Here is a 17,093-nt window from a genome sequence, read left to right on the forward strand (position 1 = left end):
GTAAACTTTTAGATTGGAGCTATCATGGCTAAGCACCTGTTCACTTCTGAGTCGGTATCAGAAGGTCATCCAGATAAAATCGCAGACCAAATCTCTGACGCAGTTCTTGATGCTATTCTTGAGCAAGACCCTAAGGCACGTGTTGCTTGTGAGACTTACGTAAAAACCGGCATGGTTATGGTAGGTGGTGAGATCACAACTTCTGCGTGGGTTGATATCGAAGAACTGACTCGTGAAACCGTACGTGAAATCGGTTACGTTCACTCAGACATGGGCTTTGATGCTAACTCTTGTGCTGTTCTAAACACCATTGGTAAGCAATCACCAGACATCAACCAAGGTGTTGATAAAGCCGATCCTAAAGAGCAAGGCGCGGGTGACCAAGGTATCATGTTTGGTTACGCAACGAACGAAACTGAAATTTTAATGCCAGCTCCAATTACTTACTCTCACTTGCTAGTGAAAAAGCAAGCTGAAGTGCGCAAGAGCGGTAAGCTAGACTTCCTACGTCCAGATGCGAAGTCTCAGGTTACTTTCCAGTACGACCAAGGTAAGATCGTAGGCATCGATGCCGTTGTTCTTTCAACTCAGCACTGTGATTCAGTATCAACACCTGATCTACGTGAAGCGGTTATGGAAGAAATCATCAAGCCAGTACTGCCATCAGAGTGGATTAGCAAAGACACCAACTTCTTCATTAACCCAACAGGTCGTTTCGTTATTGGCGGTCCAATGGGTGACTGTGGTCTGACTGGTCGTAAGATCATCGTTGATACCTACGGCGGCGCAGCTCGTCACGGTGGCGGTGCATTCTCTGGTAAAGATCCATCGAAAGTAGACCGCTCTGCAGCATATGCAGCGCGTTATGTAGCGAAAAACATCGTAGCTGCAGGCATGGCTGACCGTTGTGAAATCCAACTTTCATACGCTATCGGTGTGGCGGATCCAACGTCTATCATGGTTGAAACGTTCGGTACTGAGAAAGTATCACACGACATCATCATTGAAGCCGTTCGTCAATTCTTCGACCTACGTCCATACGGTCTGCAAGAAATGCTGAACCTTCTTCAACCAATCTACAAGAAGACAGCAGCATACGGCCACTTTGGTCGCGAAGAATTCCCATGGGAAGCGACTGATAAAGCTGAACTTCTACGCGATTTTGCTGGCATCAAATAATCAAATCTCGCAAGAATCAATTAAGCCCTCACCTTTTGGTGAGGGCTTTTTGTATTTGCACTCTTTCACATTACATCGAACAAAACTTCAGCAATTATTTGTAAATTGCGCCAACCCCATCAATAGTTAACGTAATGTTAAATGCACTTCTCGATGCATATAACTATTCGAAATAAGATGCAGACTCACGTGGCTAGAGGGGCATATAATGCGTCAGTCAGGCATCCGGTCCGTTTCATTCAAGATGAATTTGAGCCCGTAGGGGAGCAAATCAAGGAGGAATTATGCCTCGTACTGTGAATCCGTCAGACTTCCACAATAAACATAAGGCAGTCCCTGACAACGAATATGCTAGAACCATCCCTTGCAATACCATTAACCTTACCGCGCCATTTCACTGGTTAGCGTTAGGGTTGAACGACTTCGTCCGAATGCCCATCATTAGTGCTTTCTACGGCATCTGTTTTATGGCTGCAGCGATTGGTATTGTGCTCCTTGTTCAGTGGCAAGGTACCCACCTCGTCGTGATGCCAAGTCTTATCGTTTATATGCTGATTGGGCCTTTTCTTGCACTCGGCTTATATGATGCAAGTTGGGAGAGAGAACGTGGGCATAAACCCAGCTTATTCCACTCAATGAAAGCCATCGGACGTAACTCAACATCGCAGTGGGCTTTCGCGGTAATGCTCGCAGTATGCATGATTTTCTGGATGCGTATCGCTGCCCTACTTCACGCTCTATACCCATCTGTACAGGGCGCTCCGCTAACTGAATTCTTACCTTTCTTGGTTATTGGTTCGCTCGTTGGTTTTGTTTTAGCTTGTGTGGTTTTCAGTATTTCCGCATTCTCCATACCTTTAATGATGGAACGTCGCGTGGATATGATGACGGCCGTATTTACCAGCTTTAACGCGGTGAAATCCAACATTCCTGCAATGATTGTTTGGGCTGCGATTATTTGTGGCGGTATCTTAATTGGCTTTGCTACTTATGGTATTGGTATGCTGTTTACGATGCCAATCTTAGGCTACGGTACTTGGCATGCATACCATGCCATCATTAAGAAAAAACACACACCTTAGAAAACTGATGCTATGATCCGGCCCTCGCTCACGCGGGGGCTTTTTGTTGATTAAATGAGGTAAGTCGTGGATATAGAACTGAGCTATAACGCCAAACAAGTGATGGCAGATTACATCATGATGGCTGAACAAGCATTCAAACGTTCTTTTCCCATGCCATCACTCTCTTTTAGTGTTCGCGGCAAAGCGGCAGGCAAAGCTTATTTGCAACTCAATGAGATTCGCTTAAATCCAAAACTGTTCTCAGAGAACCCAAAGGCTTTTCTCCAAGAGGTGATTCCTCATGAAGTGGCACATCTTGTTACCTATCAAGTGTATGGTCGCGTGAGGCCACACGGCAAAGAGTGGCAAGGTGTTATGGAGGCCGTCTTTAACGTCCCCGCTAAAACCACTCATAATTTTAATATCGCATCAGTCCAAGGTAAAACCTTTGAGTACCGCTGCGCCTGTACGGTTTACCCACTATCGATACGACGCCACAATAAAGTTCTCCGCAAAGAAGCGGTATATTCTTGTCAAAAATGTCGCCAGAAGTTGAGCTTTACGGGAACTCAGCTTTCTTAACGCTTAGCTTGTTTCTTTATACTTAATTGTTTTCTTTACACTTAGCATCTTTCATCACCCATTCTCCTAATTTTCAATTTTTGAAATACTTAAACATATTTCTCTTACTTAGCTCATCAAAAGCAGCTCATCAAAAGCGCATCACACTCCATACTCGGTTCTCTCTTTGAATCACTATTGTTAACATACTCATCACTAAAACTAATTTTTGCGTGATAGAATTGGTAAAGTCATACTTTTTAAAGACTTTAATCATGAAATACCTGTTCTCTTTATTCTTACTTGCGCTTTCTAGTGCGGCAATTGCTGCGCCTCCTAGCTCTTTCTCCGCAGCCAAACGTGAAGCGGTAAAAATCTACGCCGATCATCCAACAAGTTTCTACTGTGGCTGTGACATCAAATGGCAGGGCCGAAAGGGCATTCCGGATCTTTCCTCTTGCGGCTATCAGGTTCGCAAGCAACAAACCCGCGCTTCTCGCATTGAATGGGAACATGTGGTCCCAGCTTGGCAATTCGGCCACCAGCTACAATGCTGGCAAGATGGCGGACGTAAGAATTGCTCTCGCCGTGACAAACAATTCAAATCAATGGAAGCCGATCTCCACAACCTGACACCAGCGATTGGTGAAGTAAACGGTGACCGTTCGAACTACAACTTCAGCCAATGGAACGGTATAGACGGCGTCAGCTACGGTCGCTGTGAAATGCAGGTCAACTTCAAGCAACGCAAGGTAATGCCACCCGATCGTGCTCGAGGCTCTATTGCTCGAACATACCTTTACATGAGCAAAGAATATGGTTTCAAACTGTCCAAGCAACAAAGCCAGTTGATGAGTGCCTGGAACAAAACCTACCCTGTCGATAAATGGGAATGTAAACGCGATGAACGTATTGCCAAGATCCAAGGCAACCACAACCCATTTGTTCAAGAAGCTTGCCGTGCACTGTAATTTGTTCACTTAAACGAGCACTAGCCCATTACCTAATCGAGGCGTGGATATTTACACGCCTCTTGCCCCTTGTTTTTTCGGTAGAAAGCATCCATGTTAGAGTTTAAATACTCGCGTATGCAGGAAATCGAAACGATGCGTATCCCTCGAATTTATCACCCAGAAACCATTTCACAACTTGGCTCCCTTGCTTTAAGTGAAGACGCTGCAAACCATATCGGGCGCGTACTTCGCATGAAAGAGGGTCAAGAAGTACTGCTCTTTGACGGTAACGGAGCAGAGTTCCCTGCCCTTATTAGTGAAGTCAGCAAAAAAAGTGTCATGGTTAACCTTACAGAGCGTGTAGATAACAGTATTGAGTCGCCTCTAGATCTACATCTAGGGCAAGTGATTTCACGTGGCGATAAAATGGAGTTTACCATTCAAAAATCCGTTGAACTCGGCGTAAACACCATTACTCCACTCATCTCTGAGCGTTGTGGAGTCAAGCTAGATCAAAAACGTTTCGAGAAAAAACTCGCTCAATGGCAAAAAATAGCAGTAAGTGCTTGTGAGCAATGTGGTCGAAATGTCGTACCAGAAATTCGTCCAATCATGAGCTTAGAAGAGTGGTGCCAAGAAGAGTACGATGGTTTAAAACTGAACTTGCACCCTCGCGCAAAGTATTCCATCAACACCCTGCCAACACCTGTTGAAAAGGTGCGCCTATTGATTGGCCCTGAAGGTGGATTATCGGCAGATGAAATCGACATGACACGCGAATACCAATTTGAAGAGACGCTGCTCGGCCCACGCGTTTTGCGCACCGAAACGGCAGCTCTGACAGCAATTACAGCTTTACAAGTTCGTTTCGGCGATCTCGGTTAAAACGGAGAAACACAATGATCAAAATGGGTATTGTAATGGACCCTATCTCGTCCATTAACATCAAAAAAGACTCTAGCTTTGCCATGATGCTTGAAGCGCAACGCCGCGGCTACGAAATCCACTACATGGAAATGAACGACCTTCACCTAGACCAAGGTAAAGCGATCGCAGATACCAAAGTAGTAGAACTAAAAGAAGATCCAAACGGTTGGTACGAATTCAAATCAGAGCAAACTATCGAACTTTCTGAACTAGATGCGGTTCTGATGCGCAAAGATCCTCCGTTCGACACCGAATACATCTATGCTACTTACATTCTTGAACGTGCAGAAGAGCAAGGCACTCTGATCGTGAACAAGCCGCAAAGCTTACGTGACTGTAACGAGAAACTATTTACCGCTTGGTTCCCAGAGCTAACACCCACCACCATCGTAACGCGTAAAGCAGAAAAAATTAAAGCGTTCCGAGAAGAGCATGGTGACGTGATCCTAAAACCACTTGATGGTATGGGTGGCGCTTCGATCTTCCGCGTAAAAGAAAACGATCCAAACGTATCTGTGATCATCGAAACACTCACCAATCATGGTCAAAACTACGCAATGGCACAAACGTTCGTGCCAGATATCAGCAATGGTGATAAGCGTATTCTTGTGGTCGATGGTGAACCAATGCCTTACTGCTTAGCTCGTATCCCAGCGAAAGGTGAAACGCGTGGTAACCTAGCGGCGGGTGGTACTGGAGAAGCTCGTCCACTAAGCGAAACTGACATGCAGATCGCACAAGCAGTTGCGCCAACACTAAAAGAGAAAGGGCTTATTTTTGTTGGCCTTGATGTCATCGGTGACAAACTAACGGAAATCAACGTAACGAGCCCAACTTGTATTCGCGAAATCGAAGCAGCTTTTGATATTTCTATCACCGGTAAGCTAATGGACGCGATTGAGCGCCGTATAAAAGGCGAATAACTCAAATTGTAGTACAATTATACCCAAGCAGCGTTAACGGGCTTGGGTATGTTGCACAGTCCCTTGTTAACTTAACAAACTCAGATTCCACATCTTGATGTTTACTTAAGTGACCTCACTTTTCTTAAAGGTCAACCAGATGAACCTTAAAAACCACTTCTTAGTTGCAATGCCAGGAATGAAAGACCCTTATTTCCAAAATAGTGTCATTTACCTTTGTGAACATAATGAAGAAGGCGCTATGGGTTTTATCATCAATGCGCCTGTCGATATCACCGTGGGGAACATGCTAAAACAAGTGGAAGTACAACCTGTTCATCCTCGCCTGTTTGAAGCAAGTCTAGACAGACCGGTATATAATGGGGGGCCGGTTTCTGAAGATCGTGGTTTCATTCTGCATAAACCAAAAGATTACTATGAATCGAGCATCCAAATGACCGACGACCTGTCCGTTACGACCTCTCGTGACATTTTATCTGTATTGGGTACGGAAGCAGAGCCGAGCGACTATTTAGTTGCACTAGGATACGCAGGATGGAGCGCCGGACAGCTAGAAACCGAGTTGGCAGAAAATTCATGGTTAACCATTGAAGCCACACCAGAAATTATCTTCGATACTCCGATTACGGAACGCTGGAAGAAAGCGGTAGAGAAACTGGGGATCGACCCGAGCCAGCTATCTTCTGATGCTGGTCACGCTTAATTCATTCAACATTTAGATTCGAGACTCGACATGTCACGCACAATTATGGCTTTTGACTTTGGTACAAAGAGTATTGGCAGCGCCATCGGCCAAGAAGTTACTGGTACCGCTTCTCCACTGAAAGCATTTAAAGCCAACGACGGTATTCCAAATTGGGATGATATCGAAAAACAGATCAAAGAGTGGCAACCCGATCTATTGGTTGTCGGCTTACCCACTGACCTCCATGGTAAGGATCTAGCAACCATCACACCTCGAGCAAAAAAATTCGCGAACCGCTTGCACGGGCGATATGGACTACCCGTTGAGTTGCACGATGAACGCTTATCTACTGCAGAAGCGCGCGCGGAACTATTTAGTATGGGCGGTTACAAAGCGCTATCTAAAGGCAATATTGACTGCCAGTCTGCTGTTGTTATCCTAGAAAGTTGGTTTGAAACCCTGTGGGGTGAATAACTCTTTTCGCCAATGAGCATCAAACAAAAAAGGTTGGAATTCACCAACCTTTTAACCATTTAGAATGCTGACCAGCTAAAACAGCTCAATCCATATCGATCTTAACGTTTTCTAAACTGCCCGATGAGAAAGATTCTCCGCGCTGAGTTTTCAACATTAAGCGAAGATCATTTGCAGAATCCGCACTGTGCAACGCATCCTCCTCACTGATCTTACCTTGCATCACCAACTTGTAGAGTGACTGGTCGAACGTCAACATACCAAATTCATTTGAGCGTGCCATCGTCGCTTTGAGTTCATGTAAATCACCTCGACGAATTAAATCAGAAACTCGCGGGCTATTTAACAGAACTTCAAATACCCCATGTCGACCTTGACCATTTTTATCTCTGATAAGTTGTTGGCCTATCACACCTTTTAAGTTCATCGACAAATCAAATAGAAACTGCTCTTTTTGATCGTTTGGCACTAAATGTAAGATGCGCTCAAGGGCTTGGTTAGCATTGTTAGCGTGCAGGGTTGCCATGCAAAGATGCCCAGTTTCCGCGAACGTCATCGCATATTCCATCGTTTCTCGACTGCGAATTTCACCAATCAAAATCATGTCTGGCGCTTGACGGAGCGAGTTCTTAAGCGCCACCTCGTAGCTTTCAGTATCTAAACCCACTTCTCGTTGTGTGACGATACAACGCTTATGCTCATGCACAAACTCAATGGGATCCTCAACCGTTAGAATATGACCCGCTTTATTGTTGTTTCGATACCCCGTCATTGCAGCCATTGTCGTCGATTTACCCGACCCTGTCGCACCAACCACCAGCACTAGCCCTCGCTTAGCAACAGCAAGATCTTGCAAAACCAACGGCAACTTTAATTGCTCAAAGGTCGGAATATTGGTCTCAATACGACGAATCACCGCCCCTGGTAATTCACGCTGAAAAAAAGCGCTGACGCGAAAACGCCCACAGCCTCTTACTATGGCGAAGTTAGATTCACGGCTACTACGAAATTCTCGGCGACGATCAGGCTCCATGGCACTATCAAGCAACTGCGCTACATCATGCTCGGTCAGCTTCTCACCTTGTGGGCGGAGCTCTCCATCAACTCGAAACAGTATTGGAGCACCGACCGTAATATAGAGGTCCGAAGCTTTAAGCGTGAGCATACCCTCAAGAAATTTGTTCAGATCCATACCACGTGTTCGCTATTATCAAATTCGTTACGAGAATTGTTGTGCTTCAAGGCCAACCTTTTTTTCGGCCTCATCATGAGAAACCATACCTTGAGCCATCAACTGACGCGCATTTTGTTCCATGGTTTGCATTCCATGAGCGGCACCCGTTTGAATAATAGAGTACATCTGAGCAACTTTATCTTCGCGAATAAGGTTACGAATAGCAGGGGTTGCCATCATGATTTCATGACAAGCAATCCGGCCGCCACCATTTCGCTTTAATAGCTTTTGGGCAATAACAGAGCGCAGTGATTCAGACAGCATTGAGCGTACCATGTCTTTATCGCTGCCTGGGAATACGTCAATAATACGGTCGATGGTTTTCGCCGCTGAACTTGTGTGCAGCGTACCAAAAACAAGGTGGCCGGTTTCTGCGGCTGTAAGTGCTAGGCTGATGGTTTCCTTATCACGCATTTCCCCGACCAAAATCACGTCCGGGTCTTCACGGAGCGCGCTACGCAGTGCATTTTGGAAACTGTGGGTATCACGGTGAACTTCACGTTGGTTGATCAAACATTTGTTATTGGTATGAACAAACTCGATCGGATCTTCAATTGTTAAGATATGCTTGTTGTGATTGCGGTTAATGTAGTCAACAATAGCAGCGAGTGTTGTCGATTTACCCGAACCCGTTGGCCCTGTCACCAACACCAAACCTTTTTCAGCATTCGCTATTTTTTTGAAAATTTCTGGCGCTTCTAACTCATCCAAGGTTGGAATGCTACTTGGGATGGTACGAAAGACAGCAGCACAACCTCGAGATTGATTGAAAGCGTTCACACGGAAACGACCGACATTATGCATTTCAAAGGAAAAATCGACTTCGAGTTTTTCTTCGAATTCACTGCGTTGTGCATCGTTCATGATTTCAAAAACGAGACGATGCACTTCTTGGTGTGTAAACGCTGGTATGCCAAGCTTTCTTACGTCCCCATCAATACGTACCATTGGGGGAACACCGGCAGAAAGATGTAGATCTGATGCATTATGTTTTACACTAAAATCCAGTAACTCAGTGATATCCATTTAAAATCCTTAAGTCTAAAGTACAGCTATGAGTAGTATTCAACAAAATATTGAACATATCACCTCCCAAATTCGCCACGATGAACAAAAATGTGGTCGTTCTCCAGAGTCAGTGCAACTTCTAGCCGTCAGCAAAACAAAACCTGTAGACGCAATTCTAGAAGCTCACCACGCTGGCCAAATCGCTTTTGGCGAAAACTATGTTCAAGAAGGGGTCAGCAAAGTTCAACACTTCGCGGAACACTACCCTGATAATGCCATCGAATGGCACTTTATTGGTCCCATTCAATCCAATAAATCTCGCCCTGTCGCCGAACATTTCGATTGGGTTCATACCATTGATCGCGCTAAAATTGCTCAGCGTCTTAGCGACCAGCGTCCTAATGAACTCGCGCCATTGCAAGTGTTGATTCAAGTAAACACCAGCGGAGAAGAATCCAAGTCGGGCGTCAATGATGCCGAAGTATTCGAGCTGGCAGAGTTGATTTCTCGCCTACCTAACCTCACGTTAAGAGGGTTGATGTCGATTCCTGCTAACGTATCCGATTACGAATCACAGCTTCGCGCTTTCAAACAATTGGCAACGTTAAAAGAAAAGCTAACTCAACAATACCCAGATGTCGATACGCTATCTATGGGGATGAGTGGTGATATGGATGCTGCTATCGAAGCAGGTAGCACCATGGTTCGCATCGGCACTGCTATTTTTGGCGCGCGTGACTACGGAACAAAGCCGTAGCTAAAAAAGCAAAAGCTAAATAAAGCAATAACTGCACAACGGAATAACAGCGCCCCATCGTCAAACATGGTGACGCAATGCCTTACTGCTCATAGAGAAGTAAGGTGGAACGGGTGTCATTATACACCTGTGCGCACAACAAACTGTAAGCACTTATATTTGGAAATCAGACATATGGAACATAAAAAGATTGCCTTTATTGGCGCGGGCAATATGGTAAGAGCGATTGTTTCAGGTCTAGTAGCGGATGGCTATCCAGCCCAAAACATCGTTGCAACTGCCCCATCAGAGACGCGTCGCCAACCTCTTGAGCAAGATTTTGGTATCCGAACCACCAGCGATAACATCGCAGCCGCAGAAGATGCGGATGTTGTGGTATTGTCTGTGAAGCCTCAAATGATGGCAGAAGTGTGTAAACCACTGCAATCTATCGACTTCAGCAATAAACTGGTTATCTCTATTGCGGCTGGCATCAACTGTTCACGTTTGGATGACATGCTAACGACTAAGCTCAACTTGGTTCGTGTGATGCCAAACACACCATCGCAACTTGGTTTGGGTATGAGTGGTCTGTATGCGCCTGAACATGTGCAAGAACAAGATAAAGCTTTCGCGGCAGAGCTAATGAAAGCTTGCGGTGAGGTATGTTGGGTTGAACAAGAATCTGGCATCAACAACGTCATTGCTGCAGCGGGCAGCGCACCTGCTTATTTCTTCCTATTTATGGAAGCAATGCAAGCAGAAGCAATAGCTCAAGGTTTTGATAAAGACACTGCTCGTATGCTGGTGCAACAGTCTGCTCTTGGTGCGGCAAAAATGGTCGTAGAGAATCCAAATACTGAGCTGTCTACACTGCGCGAAAACGTAACATCAAAAGGTGGAACAACCGCAGAGGCCTTACGCACATTTAACGAGCATCAACTGTCTGATATTGTAGCTAAAGCCATGCAAGCGGCGGTTGCTCGTGCTGAAGAAATGGAAAAACTGTTTTAATTAACTGTGCGACAAAATGAGATCTGTCGTTCATTACTGTTAAGGGTATCTTATGAATTCAATGAGTTTTCTCATCTCAACCCTATTCGACCTCTATATTATGGTCGTTATCTTGCGTATTTGGTTACAAGCTGCACGAGCAGACTTTTACAACCCGTTCTCGCAATTCATTGTTAAGGCGACGCAACCCGTTGTGGCTCCACTGCGCAGAGTGATTCCATCCGTCGGCGGAATTGACTTAGCAACCGTACTGTTTGCTTATGTTTTATGTGTACTAAAATTCGTCGCACTGATCCTTATCGCATCCAATGGTTCGGTCTCTTTTAGTGCCGACTTCTTATTTTTAGGTTTGTTATCACTGCTTAAAGCCGCAGGTGGCTTGTTATTCTGGGTACTATTGATCCGCGCAATTCTGAGTTGGGTAAGCCAAGGCCGCAGCCCTATTGAGTATGTATTCCATCAACTTACTGAGCCAATGCTTGCGCCAATACGTCGCATTATTCCAGCTATGGGTGGCTTTGACCTAAGCGTGCTAGTGCTTTTCATCTTGCTACAATTCGCCAACTTCTTAATGGGTGATATCATTGGTCCTATCTGGTACCAATTATAATGACAGCGGCTGTCTGGCATGATTGTGAAGATGTCATACTCAAGCTCTACATTCAACCGAAAGCAAGCCGAGATAAGATCGTCGGCTTGCACGGTGAAGAGCTAAAAGTAGCCATCACTGCTCCGCCTGTCGACGGGAAAGCAAACGCTCACTTGACCAAGTTTCTAGCCAAGCAGTTCAAAGTTGCTAAAGGCTTGGTTCACATAGAGAAAGGAGAACTGGGGCGTCACAAGCAAATTCGAATAGAATCCCCAGGACAAATACCCACCGAGATTAAAGCCATCATTTGATGGCTTTTTATTTACGAAAATTCGTATCAAACTAACAACGGATATCGATTTAAGGAAGAAACAATGAGTAAATGGATAACGGCCCTACTGATCAGTCTTGTGTCTTTACCAAGCATTGCTGGTCAGTTCAAAACAATGAAAGACATCGAAGTACACTATATTGCGTTTAACTCTACCTTTCTAACGCCTAAAATCGCACGTAGCTACGATATCAAGCGTAATGGCTACAATGCAGTGATAAACATCAGCGTATTAGACAGGGCGTCACTCGGTAAACCTGCGGTTAGTGCGATGATCAGCGGCCAAGCAAAAAACTTAATTGGTCAAACACAAAAGCTCACATTCCGTGAAGTGAAAGAAGGAGAGGCGATTTACTACCTTTCTGAGTTAAACATCAGTAACGAAGAAACCTTTACTTTTGATATTGATATTAAAGCTGGAAACAAAGGTTCAGGTAAGCTTAAATTTACCCAAAAATTCTATGTCGAAGAATGATTGATTCGAAATCGCCTCATTCACTTTTAGACTAGGATAAACATAGACTCTGAAGAGCATCAAACTCTTCTTTTTGCTACAAAACGAGATGATCATGAAAAAAATAGTGCTAGCAACAGGCAACCAAGGCAAAGTGCGTGAGATGGCAGATCTACTGTCTGACTTCGGTTTTGAAGTATTAGCGCAAAGTGAATTCAACGTATCTGAAGTAGCAGAAACTGGCACGACATTCATCGAAAACGCGATCATCAAAGCTCGCCATGCAGCACAAGAAACGGGCCTCCCTGCGATTGCAGATGACTCCGGCTTAGAAGTGGATTACTTAAAAGGTGCGCCAGGTATTTACTCTGCGCGCTTCGCAGGCGAAAAAGCCTCTGACCAAGAGAACCTAGAGAAACTGCTTAAAGCAATGGATGGCGTGCCGGAAGCCGAACGTACCGCTCGTTTCCACTGCGTATTGGTTTTGATGCGTCATGAAAACGATCCAACTCCTATCGTTTGTCACGGTAAGTGGGAAGGTCGAATTCTAACTGAAGCACATGGTGAAAACGGCTTTGGCTATGATCCTATTTTCTTCGTACCAGAAGATAACTGCGCATCAGCAGAGCTTGAGCCAACTCGTAAGAAACAACTTTCTCATCGTGGTAAAGCATTGAAATCTCTATTCGCTCAATTGTCTGAGCACGTTTCTCAGTAATATGTTTCTCAGTAATATAGAGCGAAATTAACCATGCTAACGCCACCAGCACTGAGCCTATATGTCCATATCCCATGGTGTGTGCAAAAGTGCCCGTATTGCGACTTTAACTCTCATGCGCTTAAAGCTGAGATTCCTGAAGAAGAGTACATCCATGCCCTTCTCGAAGATCTGGATACCGACATTGAGAAATACCGTCTAAACGATGCGCCACGTCCACTGCATTCAATCTTCATTGGCGGTGGTACGCCGAGCTTGATTTCGGCAGAGGGCATCGAGCGACTACTCAAAGGCATTGAAGCGCGCATTCCGTTCAAGCCTGACATTGAAATCACCATGGAAGCCAACCCAGGCACCATCGAAGCAGAGCGTTTTGTTGGCTACCGCAAGGCTGGCGTAACGCGCATCTCAATCGGCGTACAGAGTTTTGAACAACAAAAGCTCGAACGTTTGGGCCGCATTCATGGTCAAGATGAAGCAGTAAAAGCGGCGAAACTGGCACACCAAATTGGTTTGAACAGTTTCAACCTTGATCTTATGCATGGGCTACCGGATCAAACCATCGAGCAAGCCTTAGCAGACTTAGACAAAGCGATTGAGTTAGCGCCACCGCACTTGTCTTGGTATCAACTGACCATCGAACCAAACACTATGTTCTACTACAAGCCACCGACTCTGCCAGATGACGATGACTTGTGGGATATCTTCGAGCAAGGACATAAGAAACTCGCAGCGGCAGGTTACGTTCAATACGAGATTTCTGGATACAGCAAGCCGGGCTATCAGTGTCAACATAACCTAAACTACTGGCACTTTGGTGATTACCTTGGCATTGGTTGTGGATCACACGGCAAGCTGAGTTTTGCTGATGGGCGCATCGTTCGCACGACTAAGGTCAAACACCCACGTGGCTATCTGATGGCATACCAAAACATGGTGAAGCCGTATCTGGATAGTGAACAGATTGTTGCTGATGAAGATCGTCCGTTTGAGTTCTTTATGAACCGTTTCCGCTTAATGGAAGCGTGCCCGAAACAAGACTACATCGATACGACAGGTCTGCCTCTGAGCTCAATTCAAGAGACTATCGATTGGGCGCTTGAGATGGGTTATCTAAGTGAAACAGAGACCCACTGGCAAATAACCGAAAAAGGCAAACTCTTCCTCAATGACTTGCTTGAAGCCTTTATGGCCGAAGAAGACTAAGGGCTTTGACTTGGGTTATTAGTTTTTGAAATATAAAAATTAATCTAAACAATGCCTCTCACTTGAGAGGCATTTTCATATTCTTATCTCATCAAATTACAAGGGTATTGCTTGAGAAGGGGCTTAAAAAATCGAACGGCCTATTCGCTCGGAAAGTAATTCAAGCGCTTTCGTGCCCGCCAGAGAGTTACCTGATGCATCAAGTTCTGGTGACCAAACCGCTATTGTCATCTCCCCCGGTACAACAGCGATAATGCCGCCGCCCACGCCTGATTTACCCGGCATCCCAACACGATACGCAAACTCACCAGCACCATCGTATAAACCACACGTGGCAAGCAACGCGTTGAGCTGTTTCGTTTGCATTGCCGTCACCACTGACTTACCCGTTTGAACAGACGTGCCCTTATTAGCTAGGTAACTAAACGTCTTAGCTAAATCCACGCAACTCATCTTCAGTGCGCAGGCATGAAAGTAATTTTGCAATACCGGGATCACCTCATTTTCGAAGTTACCAAACGAGCGCATCAGGTAAGCAATCGCCGCGTTACGGTCACCATGCATCATTTCAGAAGCCGCAACGACTTTGTCATAGACAATATGGGTATCACCTGACAATTGGCGAGCAAACTCAAGTAAGCGCTGACGCGGTGCTGATAGGCGGCTTTGAAGTAAATCAGCGACCACAATAGCACCGGCATTGATGAATGGGTTACGTGGAATACCTTGCTCCATCTCTAACTGGATCATCGAGTTAAATGCTTGACCGGACGGCTCCTTGCCTACTCGAGCCCAAATCTCTTCCTGCTTGTATAAACACATAGCAAGTGTCAGGCTCAATGCTTTTGAGATTGATTGAATTGAAAACGGTTCTTGTGAATCCCCAGCTTGAATCACTTCTCCTTCATTTGTGTACACCGCGATACCAAGCTTGGTGTGCGGTACCTTTGCCAATGCAGGAATGTAATCGGCAACCTTTCCTTGGCCTATCAAAGGGCGAACTTCCGCTAGAATGTCCGTCAAAATTTGCGCTGTAGGTTTCATTTTCTACCTTCTTGTCACAAGAACCCAAATGCCAGAACTCAGAGGTAAAAAAAGCCAACGCAGACGTTGGCTTTTCCATAGAGTTTGTTTTACTTCGTCGATTATGGTTTTACGGCCACAATGATATTGCGGTTAATCGACTGGTCAACACGGTGAAGATAACCGATGTAAGGCGCTTCGGAAAGTACCTTCCACCCTTGCTCTTCAAATAGAGCGGCGACGTCTTTCCACTTCAACGTAAACTCATTGAAAGACAACACCACTGAACCTTGCTTTTTCAGTACCACTTTCCATGCAGGCAGAGCCTCTTTTAGAAGCTCAAGAGGACTGCGATTCAGTTTGCTGTCTTTGGCATTTTTGCTGCCGTGTTGCACGCCGTAAGGTAAGTCAGACACCATCACATCTACCGAGTTTTTCTTCACAACTTGATCTGCAATACGCGTATCTGCCGAGTACAGCTTCATTGTTTGAAGATTACCTTTGTTGTAATCGTTTTTGTCTGCTGCTGCCTCAACCACGAAACCATCTGCCACTTTTTTACCGCCAGAAGTGCGCTTTTCTTTGCTCACTTTGTGCTTAAAGCGACCGTTCTTCATGAACTTAACGATGAAAGTTTGGATCTCTTGAACCCATTTCTGGTTGATCTCAACACCCACAACATTCAAACCGTGGATCAAACCTTCAAACAGTGTTGTACCTTTACCACACATAGGATCCATCAGCGTTAATTGCGCACTGCCCGTGTTGGCAGCACTTACGCCTAGGTTCACCATCAAACGCGTAAACTGCTCATTTGTTTTTCCGGTGTAACGCAAGATCTGGCTCATACTCTCAGGGAAAGTATTGAATGCAGGCGCTTGTATTGGACGTAGCAAGCCATCTTCACGCACTTCAAACAATGCATAATAAATGGAGGATGCTGCAATCTTACAAGACTGCATTTCACTCAGTTCATTTTCGCAAGAGAATACGAGCGCAGCAGGTAGACCTACCTCTTGGCTGCCAATTTCAGTGACGTCGACCCCCTCAGAATCCAGTATTGCTTTGAGTTCTGAACATGCAATGCTCATTGCGCTATCAAAGTAAATTCGGTTATGACCCGGATTCGCTAATATCGCGTAACGGTACATCGATAAGCTCCTTAAACGTTATGCAGTACGCTTGAATTTGATATCCCATACACCGTGACCTAGACGATGGCCACGCGCTTCAAATTTAGTGAGAGGGCGTTCATCAGGACGAGGAATGAAATCACCGTTTTCTGCCACATTTTCAAAGCCTGGAGCTTGGTTCATGATTTCAATCATATGCTCAGCATAGTTTTCCCAGTCTGTCGCCATATGGAAAATACCCTCGTTAGGGATAAGCTTTTGACGAACCATTTCCGCGAACTCTAGTTGCACGATGCGACGCTTGTGGTGACGCTTCTTGTGCCATGGGTCAGGGAAGAACAATTGCAATGTTGATAGGCTATCATTTGGGATCATATGCTCAAACACTTCAACGGCATCGTGACACATAACACGTAGGTTAGTTAAACCCGCTTCGCGTGCATCCGCAAGACAAGCACCAACACCTGGGCTATGTACTTCAATACCAATAAAGTTTTTCTCAGGTGCGTTCTTTGCCATTTCAACCAATGAAGCGCCCATACCAAAACCGATCTCCAAAACAACGGGATTATCATTGCCAAACACTTCTTTCCAAACAAGAAGTTCAGTTTTGTAATCAATGCCCATAGTCGGCCAGCATTCGTTCATCGCATTTTCTTGACCTTTCGTTAGGCGGCCCTCGCGACGCACGAAACTGCGTATTTTACGGATCATTTTTCCGTCTTCATTGTATTCGTTAGTGGTTACTTCAGTCATTGGTTGTGCCTGCACATTGATTAATCAAAGCGGGGATTATCCAAAGAATTCTCTTGGGTGCAAGTATTTGTTTAGCGATCAGACTATGGCAACCCAAAAGCCATCAAATCAGATAAAATATCCCC

20 protein-coding genes are annotated in these 17,093 nt (G+C 45.2%); 15 read left to right on the top strand and 5 right to left on the bottom strand.

The window, feature by feature from the left end:
* The first annotated feature begins 24 nt into the window (after window positions 1–24).
* From metK to ruvX, 8 genes are all read left to right on the top strand, one after another.
* Window positions 25–1,179 carry a methionine adenosyltransferase gene (metK, locus tag VA249_RS12135; RefSeq protein WP_128810146.1) on the top strand — a complete coding sequence of 385 codons (1,155 nt, stop codon included), beginning with the start codon at window positions 25–27 and terminating at the stop codon, window positions 1,177–1,179.
* 284 nt (window positions 1,180–1,463) lie between these two features.
* A complete protein-coding gene (locus tag VA249_RS12140) occupies window positions 1,464–2,261 on the top strand; it encodes a DUF2189 domain-containing protein (protein ID WP_221068139.1) in 798 nt (265 codons plus the stop codon).
* Between the two features lie 66 nt (window positions 2,262–2,327).
* Window positions 2,328–2,825 carry a SprT family zinc-dependent metalloprotease gene (locus VA249_RS12145; protein ID WP_221068140.1) on the top strand — a complete coding sequence of 166 codons (498 nt, stop codon included), beginning with the start codon at window positions 2,328–2,330 and terminating at the stop codon, window positions 2,823–2,825.
* Window positions 2,826–3,079: 254 nt separating this feature from the next.
* Window positions 3,080–3,775 carry a deoxyribonuclease I gene (endA, locus tag VA249_RS12150; RefSeq protein ID WP_221068141.1) on the top strand — a complete coding sequence of 232 codons (696 nt, stop codon included), beginning with the start codon at window positions 3,080–3,082 and terminating at the stop codon, window positions 3,773–3,775.
* A gap of 135 nt (window positions 3,776–3,910) precedes the next feature.
* Window positions 3,911–4,642, top strand: coding sequence for a 16S rRNA (uracil(1498)-N(3))-methyltransferase (gene rsmE / locus VA249_RS12155; RefSeq protein WP_221069946.1), 732 nt, complete (start codon window positions 3,911–3,913; stop codon window positions 4,640–4,642).
* Between the two features lie 14 nt (window positions 4,643–4,656).
* Complete coding sequence (gene gshB, locus VA249_RS12160; protein WP_221068142.1) at window positions 4,657–5,607, top strand: glutathione synthase; 951 nt, start codon at window positions 4,657–4,659, stop codon at window positions 5,605–5,607.
* Between the two features lie 139 nt (window positions 5,608–5,746).
* Window positions 5,747–6,310 carry a YqgE/AlgH family protein gene (locus tag VA249_RS12165; protein WP_221068143.1) on the top strand — a complete coding sequence of 188 codons (564 nt, stop codon included), beginning with the start codon at window positions 5,747–5,749 and terminating at the stop codon, window positions 6,308–6,310.
* A 30-nt stretch (window positions 6,311–6,340) separates the two neighbouring features.
* The gene (gene ruvX / locus VA249_RS12170) at window positions 6,341–6,766 is read left to right on the top strand and encodes a Holliday junction resolvase RuvX (RefSeq protein ID WP_221068144.1); all 426 of its coding nucleotides are present in this window, start codon (window positions 6,341–6,343) and stop codon (window positions 6,764–6,766) included.
* Between the two features lie 85 nt (window positions 6,767–6,851).
* On the opposite strand, the gene VA249_RS12175 is transcribed toward ruvX, so the two are convergent.
* Window positions 6,852–7,958, bottom strand: a complete 1,107-nt coding sequence (locus tag VA249_RS12175; protein ID WP_221068145.1) for a PilT/PilU family type 4a pilus ATPase — start codon at window positions 7,956–7,958, stop codon at window positions 6,852–6,854.
* Window positions 7,959–7,985: 27 nt separating this feature from the next.
* Window positions 7,986–9,026, bottom strand: a complete 1,041-nt coding sequence (locus VA249_RS12180; protein ID WP_128810138.1) for a type IV pilus twitching motility protein PilT — start codon at window positions 9,024–9,026, stop codon at window positions 7,986–7,988.
* 28 nt (window positions 9,027–9,054) lie between these two features.
* Between VA249_RS12180 and VA249_RS12185 the strand changes: the two genes are divergently transcribed.
* The 7 genes from VA249_RS12185 to hemW all read left to right on the top strand — a co-directional run bounded on the left by VA249_RS12185 (window position 9,055) and on the right by hemW (window position 14,056).
* A complete protein-coding gene (locus tag VA249_RS12185; protein ID WP_221068146.1) occupies window positions 9,055–9,765 on the top strand; it encodes a YggS family pyridoxal phosphate-dependent enzyme in 711 nt (236 codons plus the stop codon).
* Window positions 9,766–9,939: 174 nt separating this feature from the next.
* Window positions 9,940–10,758: a pyrroline-5-carboxylate reductase gene (gene proC / locus VA249_RS12190; RefSeq protein ID WP_221068147.1), complete on the top strand. Its 819-nt coding sequence runs from the start codon at window positions 9,940–9,942 to the stop codon at window positions 10,756–10,758.
* A gap of 52 nt (window positions 10,759–10,810) precedes the next feature.
* On the top strand, window positions 10,811–11,368 hold the full coding sequence (locus VA249_RS12195) for a YggT family protein (RefSeq protein WP_221068148.1): 558 nt from the start codon (window positions 10,811–10,813) through the stop codon (window positions 11,366–11,368).
* On the top strand, window positions 11,368–11,658 hold the full coding sequence (gene yggU / locus VA249_RS12200; protein ID WP_221068149.1) for a DUF167 family protein YggU: 291 nt from the start codon (window positions 11,368–11,370) through the stop codon (window positions 11,656–11,658). The genes VA249_RS12195 and yggU overlap by 1 nt, the downstream gene beginning before the upstream one ends.
* Before the next feature lie 63 nt (window positions 11,659–11,721).
* Window positions 11,722–12,153, top strand: coding sequence for a DUF4426 domain-containing protein (locus VA249_RS12205; protein ID WP_211915945.1), 432 nt, complete (start codon window positions 11,722–11,724; stop codon window positions 12,151–12,153).
* A gap of 94 nt (window positions 12,154–12,247) precedes the next feature.
* The gene (locus VA249_RS12210) at window positions 12,248–12,850 is read left to right on the top strand and encodes an XTP/dITP diphosphatase (protein WP_221068150.1); all 603 of its coding nucleotides are present in this window, start codon (window positions 12,248–12,250) and stop codon (window positions 12,848–12,850) included.
* 33 nt (window positions 12,851–12,883) lie between these two features.
* On the top strand, window positions 12,884–14,056 hold the full coding sequence (hemW, locus tag VA249_RS12215) for a radical SAM family heme chaperone HemW (protein ID WP_221068151.1): 1,173 nt from the start codon (window positions 12,884–12,886) through the stop codon (window positions 14,054–14,056).
* 123 nt (window positions 14,057–14,179) lie between these two features.
* On the opposite strand, the gene glsB is transcribed toward hemW, so the two are convergent.
* From glsB to trmB, 3 genes are all read right to left on the bottom strand, one after another.
* Complete coding sequence (glsB, locus tag VA249_RS12220) at window positions 14,180–15,100, bottom strand: glutaminase B (protein WP_211915942.1); 921 nt, start codon at window positions 15,098–15,100, stop codon at window positions 14,180–14,182.
* A gap of 101 nt (window positions 15,101–15,201) precedes the next feature.
* Window positions 15,202–16,230, bottom strand: coding sequence for a TRM11 family SAM-dependent methyltransferase (locus VA249_RS12225; RefSeq protein ID WP_221068152.1), 1,029 nt, complete (start codon window positions 16,228–16,230; stop codon window positions 15,202–15,204).
* An 18-nt stretch (window positions 16,231–16,248) separates the two neighbouring features.
* Window positions 16,249–16,968, bottom strand: coding sequence for a tRNA (guanosine(46)-N7)-methyltransferase TrmB (trmB, locus tag VA249_RS12230; protein ID WP_128810128.1), 720 nt, complete (start codon window positions 16,966–16,968; stop codon window positions 16,249–16,251).
* Window positions 16,969–17,093: the final 125 nt, after the last annotated feature.

Origin of the sequence: Vibrio alfacsensis, from assembly GCF_019670485.1 — a bacterium.
GTDB lineage: Bacteria > Pseudomonadota > Gammaproteobacteria > Enterobacterales > Vibrionaceae > Vibrio > Vibrio alfacsensis.

Coding starts and splice junctions, on each gene's coding strand:
- glsB (WP_211915942.1), bottom strand. CDS start 15,100: ATGAAACCTACAGCGCAAATTTTGACGGACATTCTAGCGGAAGTTCGC.
- rsmE (WP_221069946.1), top strand. CDS start 3,911: ATGCGTATCCCTCGAATTTATCACCCAGAAACCATTTCACAACTTGGC.
- VA249_RS12175 (WP_221068145.1), bottom strand. CDS start 7,958: ATGGATCTGAACAAATTTCTTGAGGGTATGCTCACGCTTAAAGCTTCG.
- VA249_RS12165 (WP_221068143.1), top strand. CDS start 5,747: ATGAACCTTAAAAACCACTTCTTAGTTGCAATGCCAGGAATGAAAGAC.
- VA249_RS12210 (WP_221068150.1), top strand. CDS start 12,248: ATGAAAAAAATAGTGCTAGCAACAGGCAACCAAGGCAAAGTGCGTGAG.
- gshB (WP_221068142.1), top strand. CDS start 4,657: ATGATCAAAATGGGTATTGTAATGGACCCTATCTCGTCCATTAACATC.
- VA249_RS12140 (WP_221068139.1), top strand. CDS start 1,464: ATGCCTCGTACTGTGAATCCGTCAGACTTCCACAATAAACATAAGGCA.
- metK (WP_128810146.1), top strand. CDS start 25: ATGGCTAAGCACCTGTTCACTTCTGAGTCGGTATCAGAAGGTCATCCA.
- VA249_RS12185 (WP_221068146.1), top strand. CDS start 9,055: ATGAGTAGTATTCAACAAAATATTGAACATATCACCTCCCAAATTCGC.
- VA249_RS12180 (WP_128810138.1), bottom strand. CDS start 9,026: ATGGATATCACTGAGTTACTGGATTTTAGTGTAAAACATAATGCATCA.
- endA (WP_221068141.1), top strand. CDS start 3,080: ATGAAATACCTGTTCTCTTTATTCTTACTTGCGCTTTCTAGTGCGGCA.
- yggU (WP_221068149.1), top strand. CDS start 11,368: ATGACAGCGGCTGTCTGGCATGATTGTGAAGATGTCATACTCAAGCTC.
- trmB (WP_128810128.1), bottom strand. CDS start 16,968: ATGACTGAAGTAACCACTAACGAATACAATGAAGACGGAAAAATGATC.
- ruvX (WP_221068144.1), top strand. CDS start 6,341: ATGTCACGCACAATTATGGCTTTTGACTTTGGTACAAAGAGTATTGGC.
- VA249_RS12205 (WP_211915945.1), top strand. CDS start 11,722: ATGAGTAAATGGATAACGGCCCTACTGATCAGTCTTGTGTCTTTACCA.
- VA249_RS12195 (WP_221068148.1), top strand. CDS start 10,811: ATGAATTCAATGAGTTTTCTCATCTCAACCCTATTCGACCTCTATATT.
- proC (WP_221068147.1), top strand. CDS start 9,940: ATGGAACATAAAAAGATTGCCTTTATTGGCGCGGGCAATATGGTAAGA.
- VA249_RS12225 (WP_221068152.1), bottom strand. CDS start 16,230: ATGTACCGTTACGCGATATTAGCGAATCCGGGTCATAACCGAATTTAC.
- hemW (WP_221068151.1), top strand. CDS start 12,884: ATGCTAACGCCACCAGCACTGAGCCTATATGTCCATATCCCATGGTGT.